We start from the raw sequence: 17,068 nt of genomic DNA, 5'->3' as shown, positions 1-17,068 counted from the left end.
ATATCATTAGGACCTAGACACATTTGTAATTTCACAAATGTGATTTACAGTCCCATTCCCCTCTTTATAGAGCTTTACTGCATAATTCATTCCTGCATAATTTTTATGTTACTTCTTTAATCGAATTTTAAACTTTCCTTCTTTCTTAGCCAGTTCAACTCCTTCACGCTGCTACATACGGATAAGATCACGTTCTAATTGGTTTACACCTGCCATAACCGTAATTAAGAATTGACTGTAGAGATGTTCTTCTGAGAAATCCAACCATATATCTTTTAAGAAGTTTAAATTTTGTTGTTCCAGAAACTTTTTCTTCAAAAATAATATCCATTCCGATTTCGTTCAGTTGCTGGAATTGCCTTGAAGAATTCTAGTTAATTGAACTGACATGCGTAATAGCATAAATAGTACTGCGAGCGTAACTAGTTTCTTTGCTTCCATATTAACCTTTCCCCTAAAACTAAAAAGATATATCTTTTATATAATATTGGTTAAATTTGGATGAATGGATATTATTTTATATTGAAAAAATAAATACGTCAAAATTTTTTTACGGAAATTATAAAAATCATATAATTTATTGATTGCTGCTAATCTATATATAAGATTAGCAAGTTAATGAAACAATGCCCCCTAAAAATAAAAATGTGTTTCTATCTGTGAATTTATAAGAAAGGATGAAGATATTATACCTGTTTATGTTTAGAGGAGTTAAAAAATCACTACACCTCTTCTCCTTCCTCTGCGTGTAATATACAGGGATTTATAACTTGATATAGAACTTAAAAAGGAGATGTTTATATTATAAATAAAATGATATACATAAGTGGAGGGTTAGGAAATGAAAATTGCAATCGTCTGTTTCGATAACTTTACTGATATAGATGTTTTTCTACCATGGGATTTATTAAATCGTGTACGTTTAGTCGGCGGTATTTCTGATTGGGTTGTCCAGCTTTTAGGAACGGAAGAAACTCATATATCTATGTCTGGCTTGCGCATTCCCATGACAGGAAGTCTCTCTGATCTTCCTTCTGCTGACGCTGTAATATTTGCAAGCGGTAAAGGTGTAAAGGATTTATATAAAAACCAACAATATATTAATAGCATTCATGTAGATCCTCAAAGACAATTAATAGGATCTATGTGTTCTGGTTCACTACTTTTAGGAGCTAAAAAATTACTAACTGGTAAAAAAGCTACTACATATCCCTCCGCAGTAGAACAGCTAAAAGAATTTGATGTAGACGTTATTGAGCAAAGTTTCATAAACGAAGGAAATATCTCGACTGCTGCGGGTTGTTTTGCTGCTCAAGAACTATCAGCTTGGATTATAAGAACTCTAATTAATGAAGAAATGGTTGAAATCGTACTAGAAACTGTTCAGCCAGTAGGCAAAGGTTTATATTTTTAATCAAGTCGAGTGATCGGTTAGTCCTCGAAACGATAAAATGACGTGGCGTGTCCACATTTTCAAATAAAAAAAACCGCGAATTATTCACGGGTTTTCTTCTTAATAACTAATTGCTATTGTACCTTCACCTGCATGTACCGCAAATGAAATTGGTAATGGATATAATTTGAAATCCATTTCAGGGAATGCTTGTCTAATATCTGCAATCCATTCTTCAGCTCCATCTTTATCGTTAGCATGGAACATGTGAAGTACTTTTGGTAATTCTTTTTCAAGTTCATTTTTAATGTATTCTCGACATTTTTGGATTTTACGAACTTTCTTTTCAAGTAAAAGCTCTCCACCTTTTACTTCTAATATTAAGTTGACACTTAATAAACTTCCAAGTAAAAATTGAACTCCCTTTACACGTCCACTTGCATAAAGGCCTTTTAAACTTTTCGGGAATACATGGAAAGGTCTTCTTTTTTCATCTACTAATGTTTTGTGTATATCTTGTAAAGTCATACCATCATTGTATAACGATTTCGCTTTTCTAATTAGTTCATCCATTGGATAACTTGTTGTTTCACTATCTAATACCGTTAATGGGAAACCTGCCATTTCTGCAGCTAACTTCATGTTTTGATAGGTTCCACTTACTTTTCCGCTAATAGCAACTGCAAATCCCTCTTCATATTCTTCTTTGCATTTCGAAAATAACTCTACCATTTCCCCTATGTTAGGTTGTGATGTAGTGACAGTTTTACCTTCGTTTAAAGCATTATAAACGCGCTCACGCACACCTTCTTCACAATCTTTGTACGACACACCATCAATAATAACTTCAATTGGGATAACAAAGTTATCTCCTTCTGTTGTAAAACTCGCAGTTGTACTATCAGTAATCCAAGCAACACGCTTCATGTTGTTCCTCCCTTAATTCAATTCCTCTTTTCTAATTTTTCTATATATTTATGTTATGAAAAGAGAATATCCCTGTAATAGTAACAGGACTTTATTGTTTTGGCTATAGTAGATAGATGATAAATGTGAATATTTCTTGTCTTTTTCACAAATAAAAAAGAAAATCAAGAAATTTGCTCGATTTTCTTTTTATCTTACATTATTTAAAAGTTTCATTATCTAAAATCACAACATAATCATTTGTTAATCGCCCAGCTTCTTTCGTATAACTAACAAGTCTTTGTACGTTATCGCAACTAAGTTTTGCACCCCATATAAGTAGTGGTACACCGATAAAGTCAATATGAAATCTTCTAGAAAACAGACCGCCAAAAGTCATTGGTAAAGGCACTGTTGGTGATGTATTAGAAAAAATAATCTTTTCATGACTTTGATAATGTTTTTGCAGGATCTCTCCTAAATGTTTCATCGCAGGTACAACGACTTTTGATGCACCACATCCAATCGTATAAACCGGATTACCATTTTCATCTATTCCATGAAAAATAATTTTCCCCATATCTTCGGTTTTCAATTTATTAAAGTAATCTACATTTAATATTTCTTCTTTTGTTAGTTTACGATCCGTAGGTAATTTATTTAAATGATAAGCTGCAGCGAGTGCAGTTGAATGTGTTCCACCGAAATCCGTGTAAATGAATATCATATAATCATCCCTTGTTATAAAAGTTCAATGTTATTTAGTATTACCGTTCACAACATCGATAAACAAGTAATGAATGTATTTACAGTTTTTGTTAATTCTTTATATATTTTTTGAGTATATCTTGTCTATTTATTATGGCACATCATGCAACAGTCATATTTATTTAAAACAGATATATCCTTTAACCCTTATAAATTGTTAGTTAAAATTCTTTTCAAAACAAAAACAATCATGAACTCGTTTAAATTGTTTTCTTATTTCTTCTTTATTTTCACCTGTATAATGAGCAAATGTTTGAACTGGATATAACTGATCTATATTACTTTTTATTACACCTTTTATCTCATCTGTATGATCGGAATATACATGTAAATATGAATTTACGTTTACAAATCCGTTATTTTCGTACCATCCATGTACCCATAGGTCGTCCCTAGTCCAGGCTTCCAGGCGATTTAGGTTAAGTTCTTTTGCTAACTTTTCTGCTTCATTTAATAGTTGATTACCAATTTTCATTCTACGGAAATCCGGATGAACTGCAATATGCCAAATCATACCGCCAAGACCAGTCCCTCTTGAACAAACTGTACGTTCTTCTAATTCGTATTCAATATCTATTAAACCTACAATTTGATTTTCATATACAGCTACTAGTTCAATAGCCGGATGTTCATATCTTTCCTTTTCTCTAAATACATTATCGTAATAAACTGTATCTAAAAAAGATAACACACGGCAACGTACCCAACCAGTTTCATCCTCTTTTCTATACGCTCTAATTTCTATATTCATATAATTAAAAATCCCCTTCTATTTTTATCATTAATTTTTCGGGTCCTGCTCCTTTATTTGACGGAATAACTAATGTAATCCCTAAGTCTGGATATACGGCCGAGCGAAAACTGACGCCTGGATCATATCCCATTACATGATATTTGAATATCTTGTTTTCTCTTATTTCAATCCATATTCCATAGCCGTAAGATTGATAACTATTTACTTGGATGTGAGGAGTTAAAAGTATTTTTGTATATTCTTGGCTTATAATTTCATAGTTAAATAACGCTTCCCAAAACTTCATCATGTCTGACGCAGTAATAAAAGCTCCACCATCAGAACCACCTTTTATCGGAATAGAGTAAGCATTTGTTCTCCATGTCTGGCTAATTTCATCTTTTATATATCCGAGAGCTGTCTGCCTTGGTAATCTATCTAAAGAAAAATAGCCCGAATGATTCATACCAATTGGATTAAATATGTTTTTTTCTATATACTCCGTAAATTTAAGTCCTGTCTGTTCTTCGATTATTAATCCCAGTATGATAAAACCTGCATTGTTGTAGTGAAACTTACTTCCTGGTGCATACATCATATCTCTGTCTTGAAATAATGGTAAAAAGTCTGTTAAACTTTTTAATAAATACATAGGTGTTTGTTTCCAAAGATTTTCGAAGTTATCCATAATACTTTCATCAAAATAATCTGGAATCCCCGAACTATGCGTCAAAAGGTGATGTATTGTAATATCTTCATTAAAGTTTGGAAAGTTAACACTTAAACACTCTTTTAACTTTGTTTGAAAAGTAATTACCCCATTTTCAACAAGTTGACAGATACCGATAGCTGTGAATATTTTACACCCAGAGGCAATTCCAAACCTAGTTTGTAGCGTATTGTTTATACACTCATTTCGATTTGCATAACCAAACGCCTCTTCATAGACTATGCCCTTTTTTTCTTTCACTAAAATTACTCCAGAGAAATCTATATGACGATATATTTCTTTTACAATGTTATCTATTTGATCTTTAGTTTTCATTACAAAATCACCCTCGTTTATCAATATTGTTCTCCTTTCTTATGTTTCCATATATAGGAGGGATAACCCTCCTATTGAACATCGTAAGATTTAAATCAAAACTAAGAGAATTATTTCGAATGTATCGATTCAGAAGAATGCACTTTAGAATGTGATGGCAATAAAGTAAACACACACAAGATGATAGTAATAAATAACATTACTAAAGAGCCTACAATAACCACAAGTTGTATAGAAATAAATTGAGTGGCAACTCCGAACAAAATCGTAATTAAAATGGTGATACCTGCAATAAATAATCCATATATGCTCCCAATCCGTCCCATTATATGGACAGGGACATTATTTTGATAAAAAGTGTTAAACCCTGTATTTGCATAAGCCATAGAGAAAGATAAAATAAAGAATCCGATAGCAGCTATTAAAAACCCATTTGAAAAAGCATAAATGATATAACCGATTGCGATGAATACTGATCCTATTCCAATTAACAATGAAGGTGTTAATTTTTTTGATAAAATTGTATTTGTTATTGCTCCTAAAATAAATCCAGCTCCAGCAATACTAACTAAAAAGCCATATTCACTATCTGTTAACAATAAAACTTCTTTCGCAAATGACAATTCAAGTGAATCATTTGCGGCAGCTAACACCATCATCCCTTGGAATAAGAAGTACACGAAAACGATATACAAAGATTTTTTACTAAAATTTAAAACGATGTTCCAATCTTTTTTTAGTACAGCTAAAGATAATGTGTCATTTGATGTATGACTATCAGATTTTTTATCAAGATTAGGTAGCAGCAATGTAATTACTCCTGATAAGAGAAATGCTATAGCATTCATATATATAGCAAACTCTGGTGTACTTGCTATTAACAATGCTCCCGCTATCGATGGACCAATTACAGAGGCACCAGACCCTATTAAACTACGCAATGAGTTGAAACGTTGTCTTTGTTCCACTGGTATTAATTTCGTCATATACGTCATCGCAGTTGGCTCATAAATTGCATTTGCCATACTAATAAAGAATACAAATACATAAACGATCCAAAGTGATGGAAGTAAAGGTAAAATAGCGATACATACCGCGCGATATATATCGAGGTGGATCATTAATTTTCGTTTATTTAAACGATCAATCATACTTCCTGACCAAGCGTTTGTAAATAGAGCAGCCAATGGTTGAATTACATATAAAGTAGCAACAGCTAAGGCTGAACCGCCCATATGATAGACAAGTACATTCAGTGCTATTAAGTAAATCCATGCCCCTAAATTTGCAATACCAACTCCGGACAGTAGTAATAAAGGATATTTCCAATCTTTAAGTAAGTTTTTCATTTTTGGCCCCCGCTTTCCAAATTGTTTTAAACCAATAAAAAAATCCCACCCCCAAGACTTTTAGTCTTAGGGACGAGATTTATCATCGCGGTGCCACCCTAGTTTGTTAATATGTCACCATATTAACCTTATCTGGTACTGCATTTTCATTCATGCTTATACCATAGCTCTATAACGGGAGCTCCCGTCACACCACCCTCTATTAATAGATTCCGATGCGCTGCTCAGAGACTTGGTTCAATAAAGAATTTTTACTCCTTTTCAGCTAAATGGAGCTCTCTGTGAAAAATTCATCTTATTTACTCTTCTCTTCACTGCATTTGATTTTTTCCATATTATCACAATTTATTTTAACTGTAAATATAAAATAATCAGATATTTATAGTTGCGTCATTTTTGCTTTTCGGCCAATTCGGCATACGAAACGTATTAGCTTTTTATGAAAATAAGGAAATAAGGTAAAGAATACGTCCATTGTTTTTTTAAACGGCATTGGACATATAACTAATTTATTTTTATGAATAGCTTTCAGTGCAATTTCAGCAAACTTGTCTGCTGAAATCGGCTTATTTGTTTTTAGTTGTTTTATAATTTGGCCCTTATTCATATTAATTGCAATTGATTTTTCAAATATGGGTGTATCTACAAAAGTTGGACAAAGCACACTTACATTTACACCATATTCTTCTGCCTCATAATGTAATGAAGTGGTTAAACCGACGATAGCATGTTTTGTTGTTGCGTACGCGGTACAAAGTGGAGCAGGTCCTAAACCTGTTGCAGACGCAGTATTAATGATATGACCAAATCCTTGTTTTTTCATGAATTGGTAAGCCAATTGTGTCCCGTAAATTACTCCTAATAAATTTATTTCAATAATATGTTTCCAATTATCTAAAGACATATCGAATACTTCTCCATACATAGCAATTCCAGCATTATTAAACATATAATCAATTCTACCAAACTCATTAACTATTTTTATAATAAGTTCCTCTACGGATTCAGCGTTAGTAACATCTAAATATTCAAACCTAGCTAGTTGATTATTATTTTTTATATTATTCACAAGCTCTTGACCACTTGTTTCATTAATATCTGCGATAATTACAAATATATCTTTATTTGCTAATTGAATAGCTAAAGCTTTACCGATACCAGAAGCTCCGCCAGTTATAATTGCGACTCTTTGTTCATCCATATAAAAAACCTCCTGTTGTTAATACATATAATGAAAACGGACGAGTGTAAAGATTTGAACAATCGTTCTAATTCGCTTGTAATGCTACGCATGTTTGTTTGAAATAGAGAGTAAAAAAATCGTAATGGCTTCATTAAATAAAACTTCTAATTTCTCTGTTTCAAATGAATGAATGAATTGACATAATCCACCTAGCCATGAACCTAATAAAAGACTTGAATCCTCAACATTTTCTATATAAAATTCACCACTTTGTATACCTTCATCCAAAATTTTTTGATATGTTTTTAAAGGGATAACAGCTAAACCATAGAGTTGTTGAATTGTAGAAGGGTTCGCGCTCGGATCAGAGGCAAGTTCTTGTCCTGCTCTTAATAATGGCGTTTTGTAATTATAAAGTACAAATTTAGCTATCCCATATAATTTCCCAGTAGCGTTTGTATACTGTTTTTCTGCTATTTCCCATTTATCGTGCCAATTTCTCATACTGTCTTTAGCTAAATAAACAAATAATTCTTCTTTATTTTTATAATGGTAATATATATGTCCTTTACTATAACCAGAGGCTTTTGCAATGTTATCAATTGAAGTTCTTGTATATCCTTTTAAGGAAAATAATTCTGTCGCCTTCTCTGCTATTATTTCTTTGGCTAAATCGCTATCGTATCGTCTTTTATTCAATTTAGACTCCTTCCGTCGTTTCATACAAAAATTTGAACAGTCGTTCTAATTTCAATATATGTAGGTTTTTCTGTTTTAGTAACTGTTAAAAATCTTATTTATTATTTTTTATAAAAATTACGGTGCGTGAAATTACTTGAACTATAAAAAAAGAGTCTATTATATATAGACCCTTCACATATCCTAATTAATTTGTATTTGCCTCTGCTAACGGTTGTAATGGTGGTTCTAATTCTAGTTCTAATACATCACCTTCTTGTATAGCTTGTCCTTTTTCGATACTTTGATTTGTTACATATCCCGTACCTGAAGTTTTTAAATCTAATTTTAATAGTTTAGAAAAATACATCACATCACGCATGGACCAACCTTGTAAATTGGGCATTGTTGCGTTGTTTCCTAATAAAAATATACGATCACCTTCACTCATTACTTCACCAGACTGCGGATATTGTTTTTTAATTTTTCCTTCTCCTAAAATTATCGGTTGGAGTTTCTCTTTTTTTACATTATTCTCTACCGTACCCATTGATTGATTCACATAGTTTTGTACTTTTAATTGGGATTTTTTCGTTGCATCGGCCATTTGTTTTTCTGTGTATGGTCTCACCTTTAAATATTCAAGGCTATTTTTCACAACTGGTTTAAATATTTCAGCGAGTGGCTGAGCTCCATATTCATCTCCCTTTAACTTCGGCTGCTTAATAGCTAAGTATACAATTAACTCTGGGTCATCAATTGGAGCCATACCTAAAAATGAAAAAATATAATTTTCTTTACCTTCCATATATCGTCCATTTTCAGGGTTCGGAATTTGGGCTGTTCCTGTCTTGCCTCCTATTGGGTAACCATCGACTTTATACATTGTACCTGTACCTTTTGAAGACGTAATAACACGCTCCATTAAGTCTCTTACCTTGTCCGCAGTCTCTTTTTTTATCGGATTGCCAACTTCTTTCGGTTGATTTTCCATAATAACTTGCTTGTTTGTTGGATTTACAACTTTGTCAACGATATAGGGTTGCATCATTTTCCCGTCATTTGCTATAGCAGTAGCGGCTTGGATTAATTGAATTGGAGTTACTGTAGAACCTTGTCCGAAAGAAGTTGTTACTTGTTGAATTTGTGTATTTAATAGTAAAGTATTTTTACTTTCACCAGGTAAATCTATTCCAGTTTTTTGATTGAAACCAAATTTGTTCATATATTGCTTAAATTTATTTGGTTTTAATAACTGATCTTCTAAAATAGAAAAAGCTACGTTTGATGATCTTTCAAAACCTTCATCAAATGTAATAGATCCCCATCCAAATCCACCATTATGATCTTTTATATCAGATGAACCAACTGCATATTTTCCAGATTGGAAATATTCTTTTCCGTTATATACCCCTTCATTAATTGCTGCGGCTAACGTAAATACTTTCATCGTTGAACCTGGTTCATATGCATTGGCGATTGGATCATTTAAAAAATATTCAATATCCCCTTTATTAGGATTAAAACTAGGTTTACTAGACATAGCTAACACTTTCCCCGTCTTTGGATCCGCTATGATACCTAATAACATAGAAGAATCATAGTGATCTTGCGCCTTATTCATCGCTTCTTCTAAAAAACTATTAATTTGTTTATCAAGCGTAAGATATACGTTATTTCCATGTTTAGCAGGTTCTATTTTTCCTATATCATTTGTAAGCGGGATACCTCCTCGCCCTCCCACATACTCTATATTCCCGTTTGTCGAGCGCAAATATTTATCCAAACTTTTTTCAAGTCCAAATTTCCCTTCTGTATTTCCTTTATCGTCTGGTCTAGCAAAACCAAGTATATAAGATGCAAAATCTTCATTCGGATACACCCTTGCTTTCTCAGGCATAAAAGATACACCCGGGATTTTTAATTTTCTAATTTGTTCTTTCTTTTCTCTCGTTAAATTTCGACCAACTTTTCCGATTTCAACTTGCGTACGCCCTTCATGGAAATTCTTTAACACATCTTCTTTATTAATTTCAAGCGCATCAGCTAATTGCGCTGCGGTTTCATCTTTATTTTTCAATTTGCCATTACCTTTCAAATTCACAACAACACGATACGTTGTGGAATCTTGAACTAACACTTTTCCAGCTTGATCATATATTGTGCCACGATTTGCTTCCAAAATACCATTTTTATTATGTTGTTCAGTTGCAAGATCCTTTACATTCACATTATGCACGACCCCTACTGCTTGAATATAGAAAAAACGCAAAAGCATAATAAGAAACAAAACAATAAAAGCAATCATAAAATAGCGCGCGCCTTTATTCGTTTGAAGTTTATGCATATTTCGCTCCTTTCTTTCACCATTAATTACTACAAAGATGTGCTACAAAATATGTAGTTTTTACTTTCACTACTATATGTTTCGAACATTTCCTTTTAATTCCTTTAAAACAGTCTGAAATTAGTTATTGTTTCTATTTTTTTATTTATTTATATTACGGTGCGTGAAATTTATGAATATTCCATTACAGGATGGTTGCTTTATTATAAATTACAAATTCCATAAGGACTTTTAATGCTAACTCAGTATTATTTTGTCACTCTTTTAATACATATTGCCCTTATCTTATGCATAATAAAAAGTTCTCCTCTGGATTTCCAAAGGAGAACTTTTAAACACCCCTACTTATAGTTATTTATGAATAATTAAGCTAAATGATTATATTTCGCTAAAAAAGGAATACGTTTCGTTACCAACGCGTACGTTTTAAATACAAATTGCAAGTCTCTCTTTTAGTTCTCTATATTCTTTACGTGCCCATTCATGCTTTATTAGAAAGTCTCGAAATAAAAGATTGTTTTTCCATTCGTCACTATTATAAATATAAACGTGCAAATGATGGGTACCCGCTCTCCATTTTCCCTTTCTAAAAAAACGCCAATTAGATGTTTCTTTTGGAACATACTCATATCCAATTTTTAATAGATCATCAATCCACTTTTCGATAATTTGCAAATCTGTTACGCCAATCATCATATCAATTAAAGGTTTCGCTCCTAGCCCTTGTACAGATGTGCTCCCTATATGTTCAATAGCAATACAATCTTCCCCGAATAAAGAAATAAATTTCTCTTTTTCTATTAAATACTCTTCGTGCCACTCTTTTTCATATGGTTTAATAACGATTTGTTGTTCCATTTTATCCACCTTCTTATAATTATTTATTACTATATTTACAAAATTTCATGTGATTCACATAGGATTTTTACAAAATGTGTCGAATACTGAAAGATATAACTTAATTATAATAAATGCGAGGTATAATATGAAAGATATTCCAGTTGAAATTCAGTTGAATCAAGTTACATTCCAGTTAAAAGAACATCATAATTTTGATTGGCTATTGAAATTAGGAAACGTATTTGCGGTTTTTGACCAACAAGATTCAGGAAATCTATCTTTCGGTGTAGAAAGAGACGGACATAAGAAATTTATTAAATATGCAGGGGCACGAACAATTGCATATGAAGGAACAATGAAAGACGCTATTGAACGGTTAAAAAGTTCAGTTTCCCTATACGAGGAATTAATGCATGACTCACTTATAAAACTAATCGATCATTTTCCAGTTCAATCTGGATATGTATTAATTTTTGATTGGTTTGATGGTGAATGTCTTCATTCGCATTGGAGTTTCCCGCCTCCTGACAAATATAAAAATCCAAACTCTCCATTTTATAAATTTAAGCATTTACCTGTTATAAAACGGATTCAATCTTTAAATTCCATTTTTTCTTTCCATACATATGTCGAAAAGAAAAACTATGTAGCGATAGATTTTTATGATGGTAGTATTTTATATGATTTCCATACAAATAAGACAAAGGTTTGTGATATTGATTTATATTCTAAAAAACCATTTGTGAATAAAATGGGACGATTATGGGGTTCCTCACGTTTTATGTCTCCTGAAGAATTTGAGCTAAACGCTATAATTGATTCGAGAACAAATGTATTTAATATGGGGGCAATGGCTTTCGCAATTTTAGGTGGTGGAAAAGATCGCTCCTTTACAAAATGGGAAGCAAGTAGGGATTTATATGAAATAGCGTATCGCGCAGTAAATGAAAACCGAACCGAACGATATGCATCAGTTAAAGAATTTTATGAAGAGTGGGTAAACGTGTAAAATACTAAAAAGATATAAACCTATATTATTCAAACAAATATATAGTTTATACTATTATCATGATAATATATATGAAAGGAAATTAAAAATAACGAGGCAAATATTATGAACTTTGTGTATATCAATCAACACGTGTTAAATAACCTTCTATACATTTTAAGTAGCATATTTATTTTTTATTTTATATATGATAGCGGGCGCAATTTGAAGAAATATAAAAAACTACTTATTATACTTTGTACGAGTATCCCTCTTATTTTATGTATGCGCTATCCTATCTATATGGATGAAAATTGTATTCATGATTTAAGACAAATACCGGTTATAGTAGGTACGCTTTATGGTGGCTTCCCTGTCGGTATAACATTGTTTGCTATTTTATTAATTACAAGATTTTCATTTTATGGATTTAGTATGTTAACAATAGTAGTGTATGGAACAATGTTTATCATTACAGCATTCGCATCCGCAAAATTTAATACGTATAATAGAAAAATTAAAGTAGCTTATGCAATGTTTTTAACATTTTTCTTAGCAATATTTACAACTGTAATTGTATTAACTTTATCAGATTTTGAAGTGAATAATTTGTACATCATTTATTTCATAATATTACCAACCGTTTTAATGTTGTTTGTAGTTTATTTTAATGAAGTTTTAAAAGATGCAGTATGCATGCGATCGAAGTTAATTAAAATGGAAAAAATGGAGATTGTTAGCCAACTCGCTGCTAGTATATCGCACGAAGTAAGAAATCCCTTAACTGTTGTAAAAGGATTTACACAACTTTTAAAAACACCAAATTTAACTCCAGAATCAAGAGACGAGTATATTAAGCATATACTGGAAGAATTACATCACGCCCAAGGAATTATTGATGATTATTTAACGTTTGCCAAACCTGCTTCAGAAAAATTAGATGAGATTTCAGTAGAACAAGAATTAAATCGAGTTATTAATATGATCTTACCTTTATGTAATATGAATACAATACATATTACAAAAGATTTCTCTACGGCAACAATAGTTGGTAATAAACAGCACTTTCAGCAATGTTTTTTAAACTTATTAAAAAATGGTATTGAAGCAATGCCTAATGGCGGTACTTTAAATATCTCCTCTTCTATTAGTAATAATAAGGTTATCATACGAATTGAAGATAGCGGAATTGGTATGTCACAAGAGCAAATAAATCGATTTGGCGAACCGTATTTTAGTACAAAAACGAAAGGTACAGGTTTAGGTACAATGGTTGCTGTGAAAATCATTGAAACGATGCAAGGTAGTTTAAAAATCCGAAGCGTTATTAATAAAGGAACTACTTTGACAATTACATTCCCGAAATGTAATAAAAACTCATCTAACAACAAATAAAAAAGGAGCATAATCGCTCCTTTTTTATTTGTTTCGATACAGAAGTATCTTCTATGTTTTTTTAGTTTACATTTGTGGAGACTAATTAAAAATTAGTACCCTCCGCCCCAGCAGCTGCATCCAACGATAATTAATAAAATAAATAACACAACTAATAAAGCGAAACCTCCACCAAAACCACAAGAACCACCGTAACTCATATTTTCTCCTCCTTTTGGTTTGAAAACTAATAGGTAGTTGATCATTTTAACTGGTTCGTATTATACATTATGTAAATATCCCTTTTTTGAGCATGTCTATATAAAAATAAGTAAAAGCACTCATTTTAGAGTGCTTTAAAATGGATACCAAAAATTTTGAAATACATGTAACTTTAAATATACTGCAGCAATTAAAATAAAAACACCTACAAATAAAGCAATGAAATCTCCGCTTTTCGCTTTATTTGTATAGAACCACGTACGTGTATCCTTCTTTCCAAATCCTCTTAAATCCATTGCGTTTGAAACTGTATCGATTCTCTCTAAAGAATGAATAATTAAAGGCCAGAAAATTAAGACACGGTTTTGCATGCGAATCCATAAACTTGCTTCTCCTTTTTCAAAAGCTACTCCTCTCGCCTCTTGAGCATGTTTAATAACTTTATATTCGGACTGTATATCAGGTATATAACGTAATGCGATATTTATCGCATAAGTAATTTTATAATGAATTCGAAATTTACTTAAGCTACTCACAAATTTGCTTGGATTAGTCGTATAAATAAAAATAAGTGTAAATGGTAATAACGTAAAATACTTTAACGAAAGTGTAGCTGCATAAAATAAGGTTTCGTATGTAATTGTTGCATATCCAATATACACAAATGAAGTATACGATCTCGTTAATTCCGATCCATGGGTTGGTGTAATAAATAAAATCATGACAGAATTTAATAAACTAAATGTAAATATAACACTAAAAACAATAAAAATTTTACGAAATGGAATTTTAGCAACTACAAGTCCGATACATCCAATGAAAAATAAAAATAACAATACGCGAAAATCAAAAAATAAAAAAATAAGTGTCATACAAAAAATAAATAACAACAATTTCACTGCCTCGTCCATGCGATGAAAATATGTATTATACACCTTCCTCCCTCCTAATATCATCAAAATAAAGTTTCATAAATCTTTCAGGATCTGCAATACCACTAAATTTAACGAGTTTAAATAAAGAACTCTCCTTTAAGTTCGCTCTTTTTAATGTTTCTGGATGCCCTAATACAGTAGACGCGGTATTATTCGCAATAATTCTCCCTTCGTGTAAAACTATCGCCCTGTCCGCATATTCCAATGCGAGATTCATATCGTGTGTGATGAAAATAAAAGACATTCCCTTTGCAGCTAGTTTTCTAATAAACGTCATAAATTGTTTATAATGATAATGATCTTGTCCGGCTGTGGGCTCATCTAAAATAATAAGTTTTGGATTTGTTGTTAGTACAGATGCAATCGTTAATCTCTTTTTTTGCCCATAACTTAACGCCTGAATTGGCCAATTTCGAAATGGATACAAACCACAAATTTTTAACGCTTCCTCCGCTCTAAACTTAATTTCTTCCTTTGAAACCTTTTTTAATTTTAATGTGAATGAAACCTCTTCTATAACAGTAGGTTGTGTAATCATATGATTTGGATTTTGCATGACATAAGATATAATCTCACCGCGTTTACGTATAGACCAAGAATTGATATTTACTCCATCAATTAAAATCCTGCCATTTTTTGTTTTGTTTATTCCTATAAGACTATGAGCTAATGTTGATTTTCCAGCTCCGTTATGGCCCAAAAGTGCTACAATTTCTCCTTCATATATGGATAAATTTACATTCTCTAATACTTTTTGTTTATTAGGATATGAAAATAATAAATTCTCTACTTTCAATAATTCTTTTTTTGTAGGAGTATCTTTACAAAAAGCTTTTTTCTCCATCCACTCTTTTATTACACCACTAATACTTTCCTTATGAAGATTTTCAAGTGGATATATTACGTCATTATTACTATCAAAATGTAATCTTTTTAATCCTTCTATGTACATAGGTTCTCTTAATCCGATTGAGGGTAATATATTTGACGCTAAAATCTCATCTGGTGTCCCTATCGCAACAATTTCCCCTTCCTCTATTAAAATGATCTTATCTAAATCCAGATTTAACATTTCTTCTATTCGATGTTCAATAATTACAATTGTTTTATTATATTGCTTATGTATATTTTTAATAAGTTCAATTGTATGTAAGCTGCTAGCTGGATCTAAATTTGCTAACGGTTCATCGAACAATAATATAGGAGCATTTGTTGTTAACAAACCCGCTAAAGAAACAGTTTGTTTTTGCCCTCCAGATAGTTCATGCGGACTTTGTTTATGAAAAGTATGCATCCCTACCTTTTTTAATGACTCCGAGACAATCTTTTTCATCTCATCCTGATTTACACATTCATTTTCTAAATAAAAGGCTACATCTTCTTCTACTGTAAGACCAATAAATTGTGCATCTTGATCTTGCAAAATTGTGCCTACATGTTTACTCAGTTCAAAAACACTCTTTTTCCTCGGATCTTTTCCAGCAATTAAAATATTACCAGTACTAGTCCCTTCATAAGAAAATGGGATTAGCCCATTCATACAATGAGCTAACGTTGATTTCCCTGAACCACTTCGTCCAGCAATTAGCACTTTTTCTCCAGGATATATATGAAATGTAATGTCTTTAACAGTAGGCTGCGCTGCATGCTTATATTGAAAGTTGAATTGTTCAAAAGAAATAATTGGTTGCATTTTAATATCCCTACTTTTCAATTTTTAAATGTGTATGTTTCTTATTCGATTTAGCTAGGCCTATTGTAATTGGCAATCCAAGAACTAAAAATACAATAACGTCAGCAATTGTTGCACCTAACATTTGTATAACAATTTTGTCAAACGGTTCTCCCATCACAATAATATCGAATGCCCCAGCAAATATAATAGCAATGACAATTCCAATTAAGCCAGTAATGGCTAAATAAGAAATATCCCCCTTATTATATGTCCCGTTTTTCACACTAAAGCCAACTCTTTTTTGAATGAACCCCATTGCAAAGCCAATAATGCCTGAACTAATAACCCATCCCCACCAAATACCCCAACCAGCGATTGTGTCTGTTAAGGTATGACCGATAAGTCCTATTAACAGTCCTGCCACTGGACCAAATAACGCTCCAAAAACGGTTAAAATAGCTAATGCAGGTTTAATAAATGTATTTGGTGCAATAGTAAATCCCCAAAGTCCTAATATCCCGTATAATGCGGATCCAATTCCGATTGCTACTACTAATTTTGTTGATAATTTGTTCATTACAATTCCCCTCTCTTAATAGTCAACTTTTATTACTCTATATTTATTTTGAAAA

15 protein-coding genes, 2 pseudogenes and 1 other annotated feature are annotated in these 17,068 nt (G+C 31.9%); of the genes and pseudogenes, 3 read left to right on the top strand and 14 right to left on the bottom strand.

The window, feature by feature from the left end:
- Positions 1-6 precede the first annotated feature (6 nt).
- A pseudogene (locus RCJ96_RS14670) lies at positions 7-370 on the bottom strand (recombinase family protein); the annotation flags it as partial.
- 471 nt (positions 371-841) lie between these two features.
- On the opposite strand from RCJ96_RS14670, the gene RCJ96_RS14665 reads away from it, so the two are divergent.
- Positions 842-1,414, top strand: coding sequence for a DJ-1/PfpI family protein (locus RCJ96_RS14665; protein WP_416504533.1), 573 nt, complete (start codon positions 842-844; stop codon positions 1,412-1,414).
- A 99-nt stretch (positions 1,415-1,513) separates the two neighbouring features.
- Here the strand turns inward: RCJ96_RS14665 and RCJ96_RS14660 are convergent, their stop codons facing one another.
- From RCJ96_RS14660 to RCJ96_RS14620, 9 genes and pseudogenes are all read right to left on the bottom strand, one after another.
- A complete protein-coding gene (locus RCJ96_RS14660) occupies positions 1,514-2,320 on the bottom strand; it encodes a DegV family protein (RefSeq protein WP_000831945.1) in 807 nt (268 codons plus the stop codon).
- Between the two features lie 199 nt (positions 2,321-2,519).
- Entirely contained in the window at positions 2,520-3,026 is a 507-nt protein-coding gene (locus tag RCJ96_RS14655; RefSeq protein ID WP_000576325.1) for a DUF3189 family protein, read from the bottom strand.
- 198 nt (positions 3,027-3,224) lie between these two features.
- Complete coding sequence (locus RCJ96_RS14650; RefSeq protein ID WP_416504532.1) at positions 3,225-3,818, bottom strand: GNAT family N-acetyltransferase; 594 nt, start codon at positions 3,816-3,818, stop codon at positions 3,225-3,227.
- A 4-nt stretch (positions 3,819-3,822) separates the two neighbouring features.
- Positions 3,823-4,845, bottom strand: a complete 1,023-nt coding sequence (locus RCJ96_RS14645) for a serine hydrolase domain-containing protein (RefSeq protein WP_416504531.1) — start codon at positions 4,843-4,845, stop codon at positions 3,823-3,825.
- Between the two features lie 110 nt (positions 4,846-4,955).
- The gene (locus RCJ96_RS14640) at positions 4,956-6,194 is read right to left on the bottom strand and encodes an MFS transporter (RefSeq protein ID WP_416504530.1); all 1,239 of its coding nucleotides are present in this window, start codon (positions 6,192-6,194) and stop codon (positions 4,956-4,958) included.
- 65 nt (positions 6,195-6,259) lie between these two features.
- Positions 6,260-6,518: a binding site (T-box leader), on the bottom strand.
- Between the two features lie 55 nt (positions 6,519-6,573).
- Complete coding sequence (locus RCJ96_RS14635; protein WP_270796550.1) at positions 6,574-7,395, bottom strand: SDR family NAD(P)-dependent oxidoreductase; 822 nt, start codon at positions 7,393-7,395, stop codon at positions 6,574-6,576.
- An 84-nt stretch (positions 7,396-7,479) separates the two neighbouring features.
- Entirely contained in the window at positions 7,480-8,076 is a 597-nt protein-coding gene (locus tag RCJ96_RS14630; RefSeq protein WP_001042679.1) for a TetR family transcriptional regulator C-terminal domain-containing protein, read from the bottom strand.
- Positions 8,077-8,263: 187 nt separating this feature from the next.
- Positions 8,264-10,402, bottom strand: coding sequence for a penicillin-binding protein (locus RCJ96_RS14625; RefSeq protein ID WP_270796552.1), 2,139 nt, complete (start codon positions 10,400-10,402; stop codon positions 8,264-8,266).
- 438 nt (positions 10,403-10,840) lie between these two features.
- A pseudogene (locus tag RCJ96_RS14620) lies at positions 10,841-11,260 on the bottom strand (GrpB family protein); the annotation flags it as partial.
- A 127-nt stretch (positions 11,261-11,387) separates the two neighbouring features.
- Here RCJ96_RS14620 and RCJ96_RS14615 point away from each other — a divergent pair.
- Both RCJ96_RS14615 and RCJ96_RS14610 read left to right on the top strand, forming a co-directional pair.
- Positions 11,388-12,251, top strand: coding sequence for a serine/threonine protein kinase (locus RCJ96_RS14615; RefSeq protein ID WP_074610864.1), 864 nt, complete (start codon positions 11,388-11,390; stop codon positions 12,249-12,251).
- Between the two features lie 105 nt (positions 12,252-12,356).
- Positions 12,357-13,625, top strand: coding sequence for a LytS/YhcK type 5TM receptor domain-containing protein (locus tag RCJ96_RS14610; protein ID WP_270796557.1), 1,269 nt, complete (start codon positions 12,357-12,359; stop codon positions 13,623-13,625).
- Positions 13,626-13,717: 92 nt separating this feature from the next.
- On the opposite strand, the gene RCJ96_RS14605 is transcribed toward RCJ96_RS14610, so the two are convergent.
- The 4 genes from RCJ96_RS14605 to RCJ96_RS14590 form a co-directional block, all read right to left on the bottom strand.
- Positions 13,718-13,825, bottom strand: coding sequence for a YjcZ family sporulation protein (locus RCJ96_RS14605; protein WP_000120182.1), 108 nt, complete (start codon positions 13,823-13,825; stop codon positions 13,718-13,720).
- A 135-nt stretch (positions 13,826-13,960) separates the two neighbouring features.
- The gene (locus tag RCJ96_RS14600) at positions 13,961-14,761 is read right to left on the bottom strand and encodes an energy-coupling factor transporter transmembrane component T family protein (protein ID WP_416504527.1); all 801 of its coding nucleotides are present in this window, start codon (positions 14,759-14,761) and stop codon (positions 13,961-13,963) included.
- Positions 14,754-16,454, bottom strand: a complete 1,701-nt coding sequence (locus RCJ96_RS14595; RefSeq protein ID WP_416504526.1) for an ABC transporter ATP-binding protein — start codon at positions 16,452-16,454, stop codon at positions 14,754-14,756. Before RCJ96_RS14595 ends, RCJ96_RS14600 begins: the two co-directional genes overlap by 8 nt.
- Before the next feature lie 10 nt (positions 16,455-16,464).
- The gene (locus RCJ96_RS14590; RefSeq protein WP_416504525.1) at positions 16,465-17,013 is read right to left on the bottom strand and encodes an ECF-type riboflavin transporter substrate-binding protein; all 549 of its coding nucleotides are present in this window, start codon (positions 17,011-17,013) and stop codon (positions 16,465-16,467) included.
- Positions 17,014-17,068 lie beyond the last annotated feature (55 nt).

It is taken from the genome of Bacillus sp. BSL6, assembly GCF_052928345.1.
Note: the sequence above shows the minus strand (reverse complement) of the source record. Positions and strands in the feature narration are given on the sequence as shown.

Excerpts from the sequence above, each read along its gene's own strand:
- RCJ96_RS14650 (WP_416504532.1), bottom strand. The coding sequence starts at position 3,818 with ATGAATATAGAAATTAGAGCGTATAGAAAAGAGGATGAAACTGGTTGG.
- RCJ96_RS14625 (WP_270796552.1), bottom strand. The coding sequence starts at position 10,402 with ATGCATAAACTTCAAACGAATAAAGGCGCGCGCTATTTTATGATTGCT.
- RCJ96_RS14590 (WP_416504525.1), bottom strand. The coding sequence starts at position 17,013 with ATGAACAAATTATCAACAAAATTAGTAGTAGCAATCGGAATTGGATCC.
- RCJ96_RS14595 (WP_416504526.1), bottom strand. The coding sequence starts at position 16,454 with ATGCAACCAATTATTTCTTTTGAACAATTCAACTTTCAATATAAGCAT.
- RCJ96_RS14660 (WP_000831945.1), bottom strand. The coding sequence starts at position 2,320 with ATGAAGCGTGTTGCTTGGATTACTGATAGTACAACTGCGAGTTTTACA.
- RCJ96_RS14665 (WP_416504533.1), top strand. The coding sequence starts at position 842 with ATGAAAATTGCAATCGTCTGTTTCGATAACTTTACTGATATAGATGTT.
- RCJ96_RS14640 (WP_416504530.1), bottom strand. The coding sequence starts at position 6,194 with ATGAAAAACTTACTTAAAGATTGGAAATATCCTTTATTACTACTGTCC.
- RCJ96_RS14615 (WP_074610864.1), top strand. The coding sequence starts at position 11,388 with ATGAAAGATATTCCAGTTGAAATTCAGTTGAATCAAGTTACATTCCAG.
- RCJ96_RS14655 (WP_000576325.1), bottom strand. The coding sequence starts at position 3,026 with ATGATATTCATTTACACGGATTTCGGTGGAACACATTCAACTGCACTC.
- RCJ96_RS14610 (WP_270796557.1), top strand. The coding sequence starts at position 12,357 with ATGAACTTTGTGTATATCAATCAACACGTGTTAAATAACCTTCTATAC.
- RCJ96_RS14635 (WP_270796550.1), bottom strand. The coding sequence starts at position 7,395 with ATGGATGAACAAAGAGTCGCAATTATAACTGGCGGAGCTTCTGGTATC.
- RCJ96_RS14645 (WP_416504531.1), bottom strand. The coding sequence starts at position 4,845 with ATGAAAACTAAAGATCAAATAGATAACATTGTAAAAGAAATATATCGT.
- RCJ96_RS14605 (WP_000120182.1), bottom strand. The coding sequence starts at position 13,825 with ATGAGTTACGGTGGTTCTTGTGGTTTTGGTGGAGGTTTCGCTTTATTA.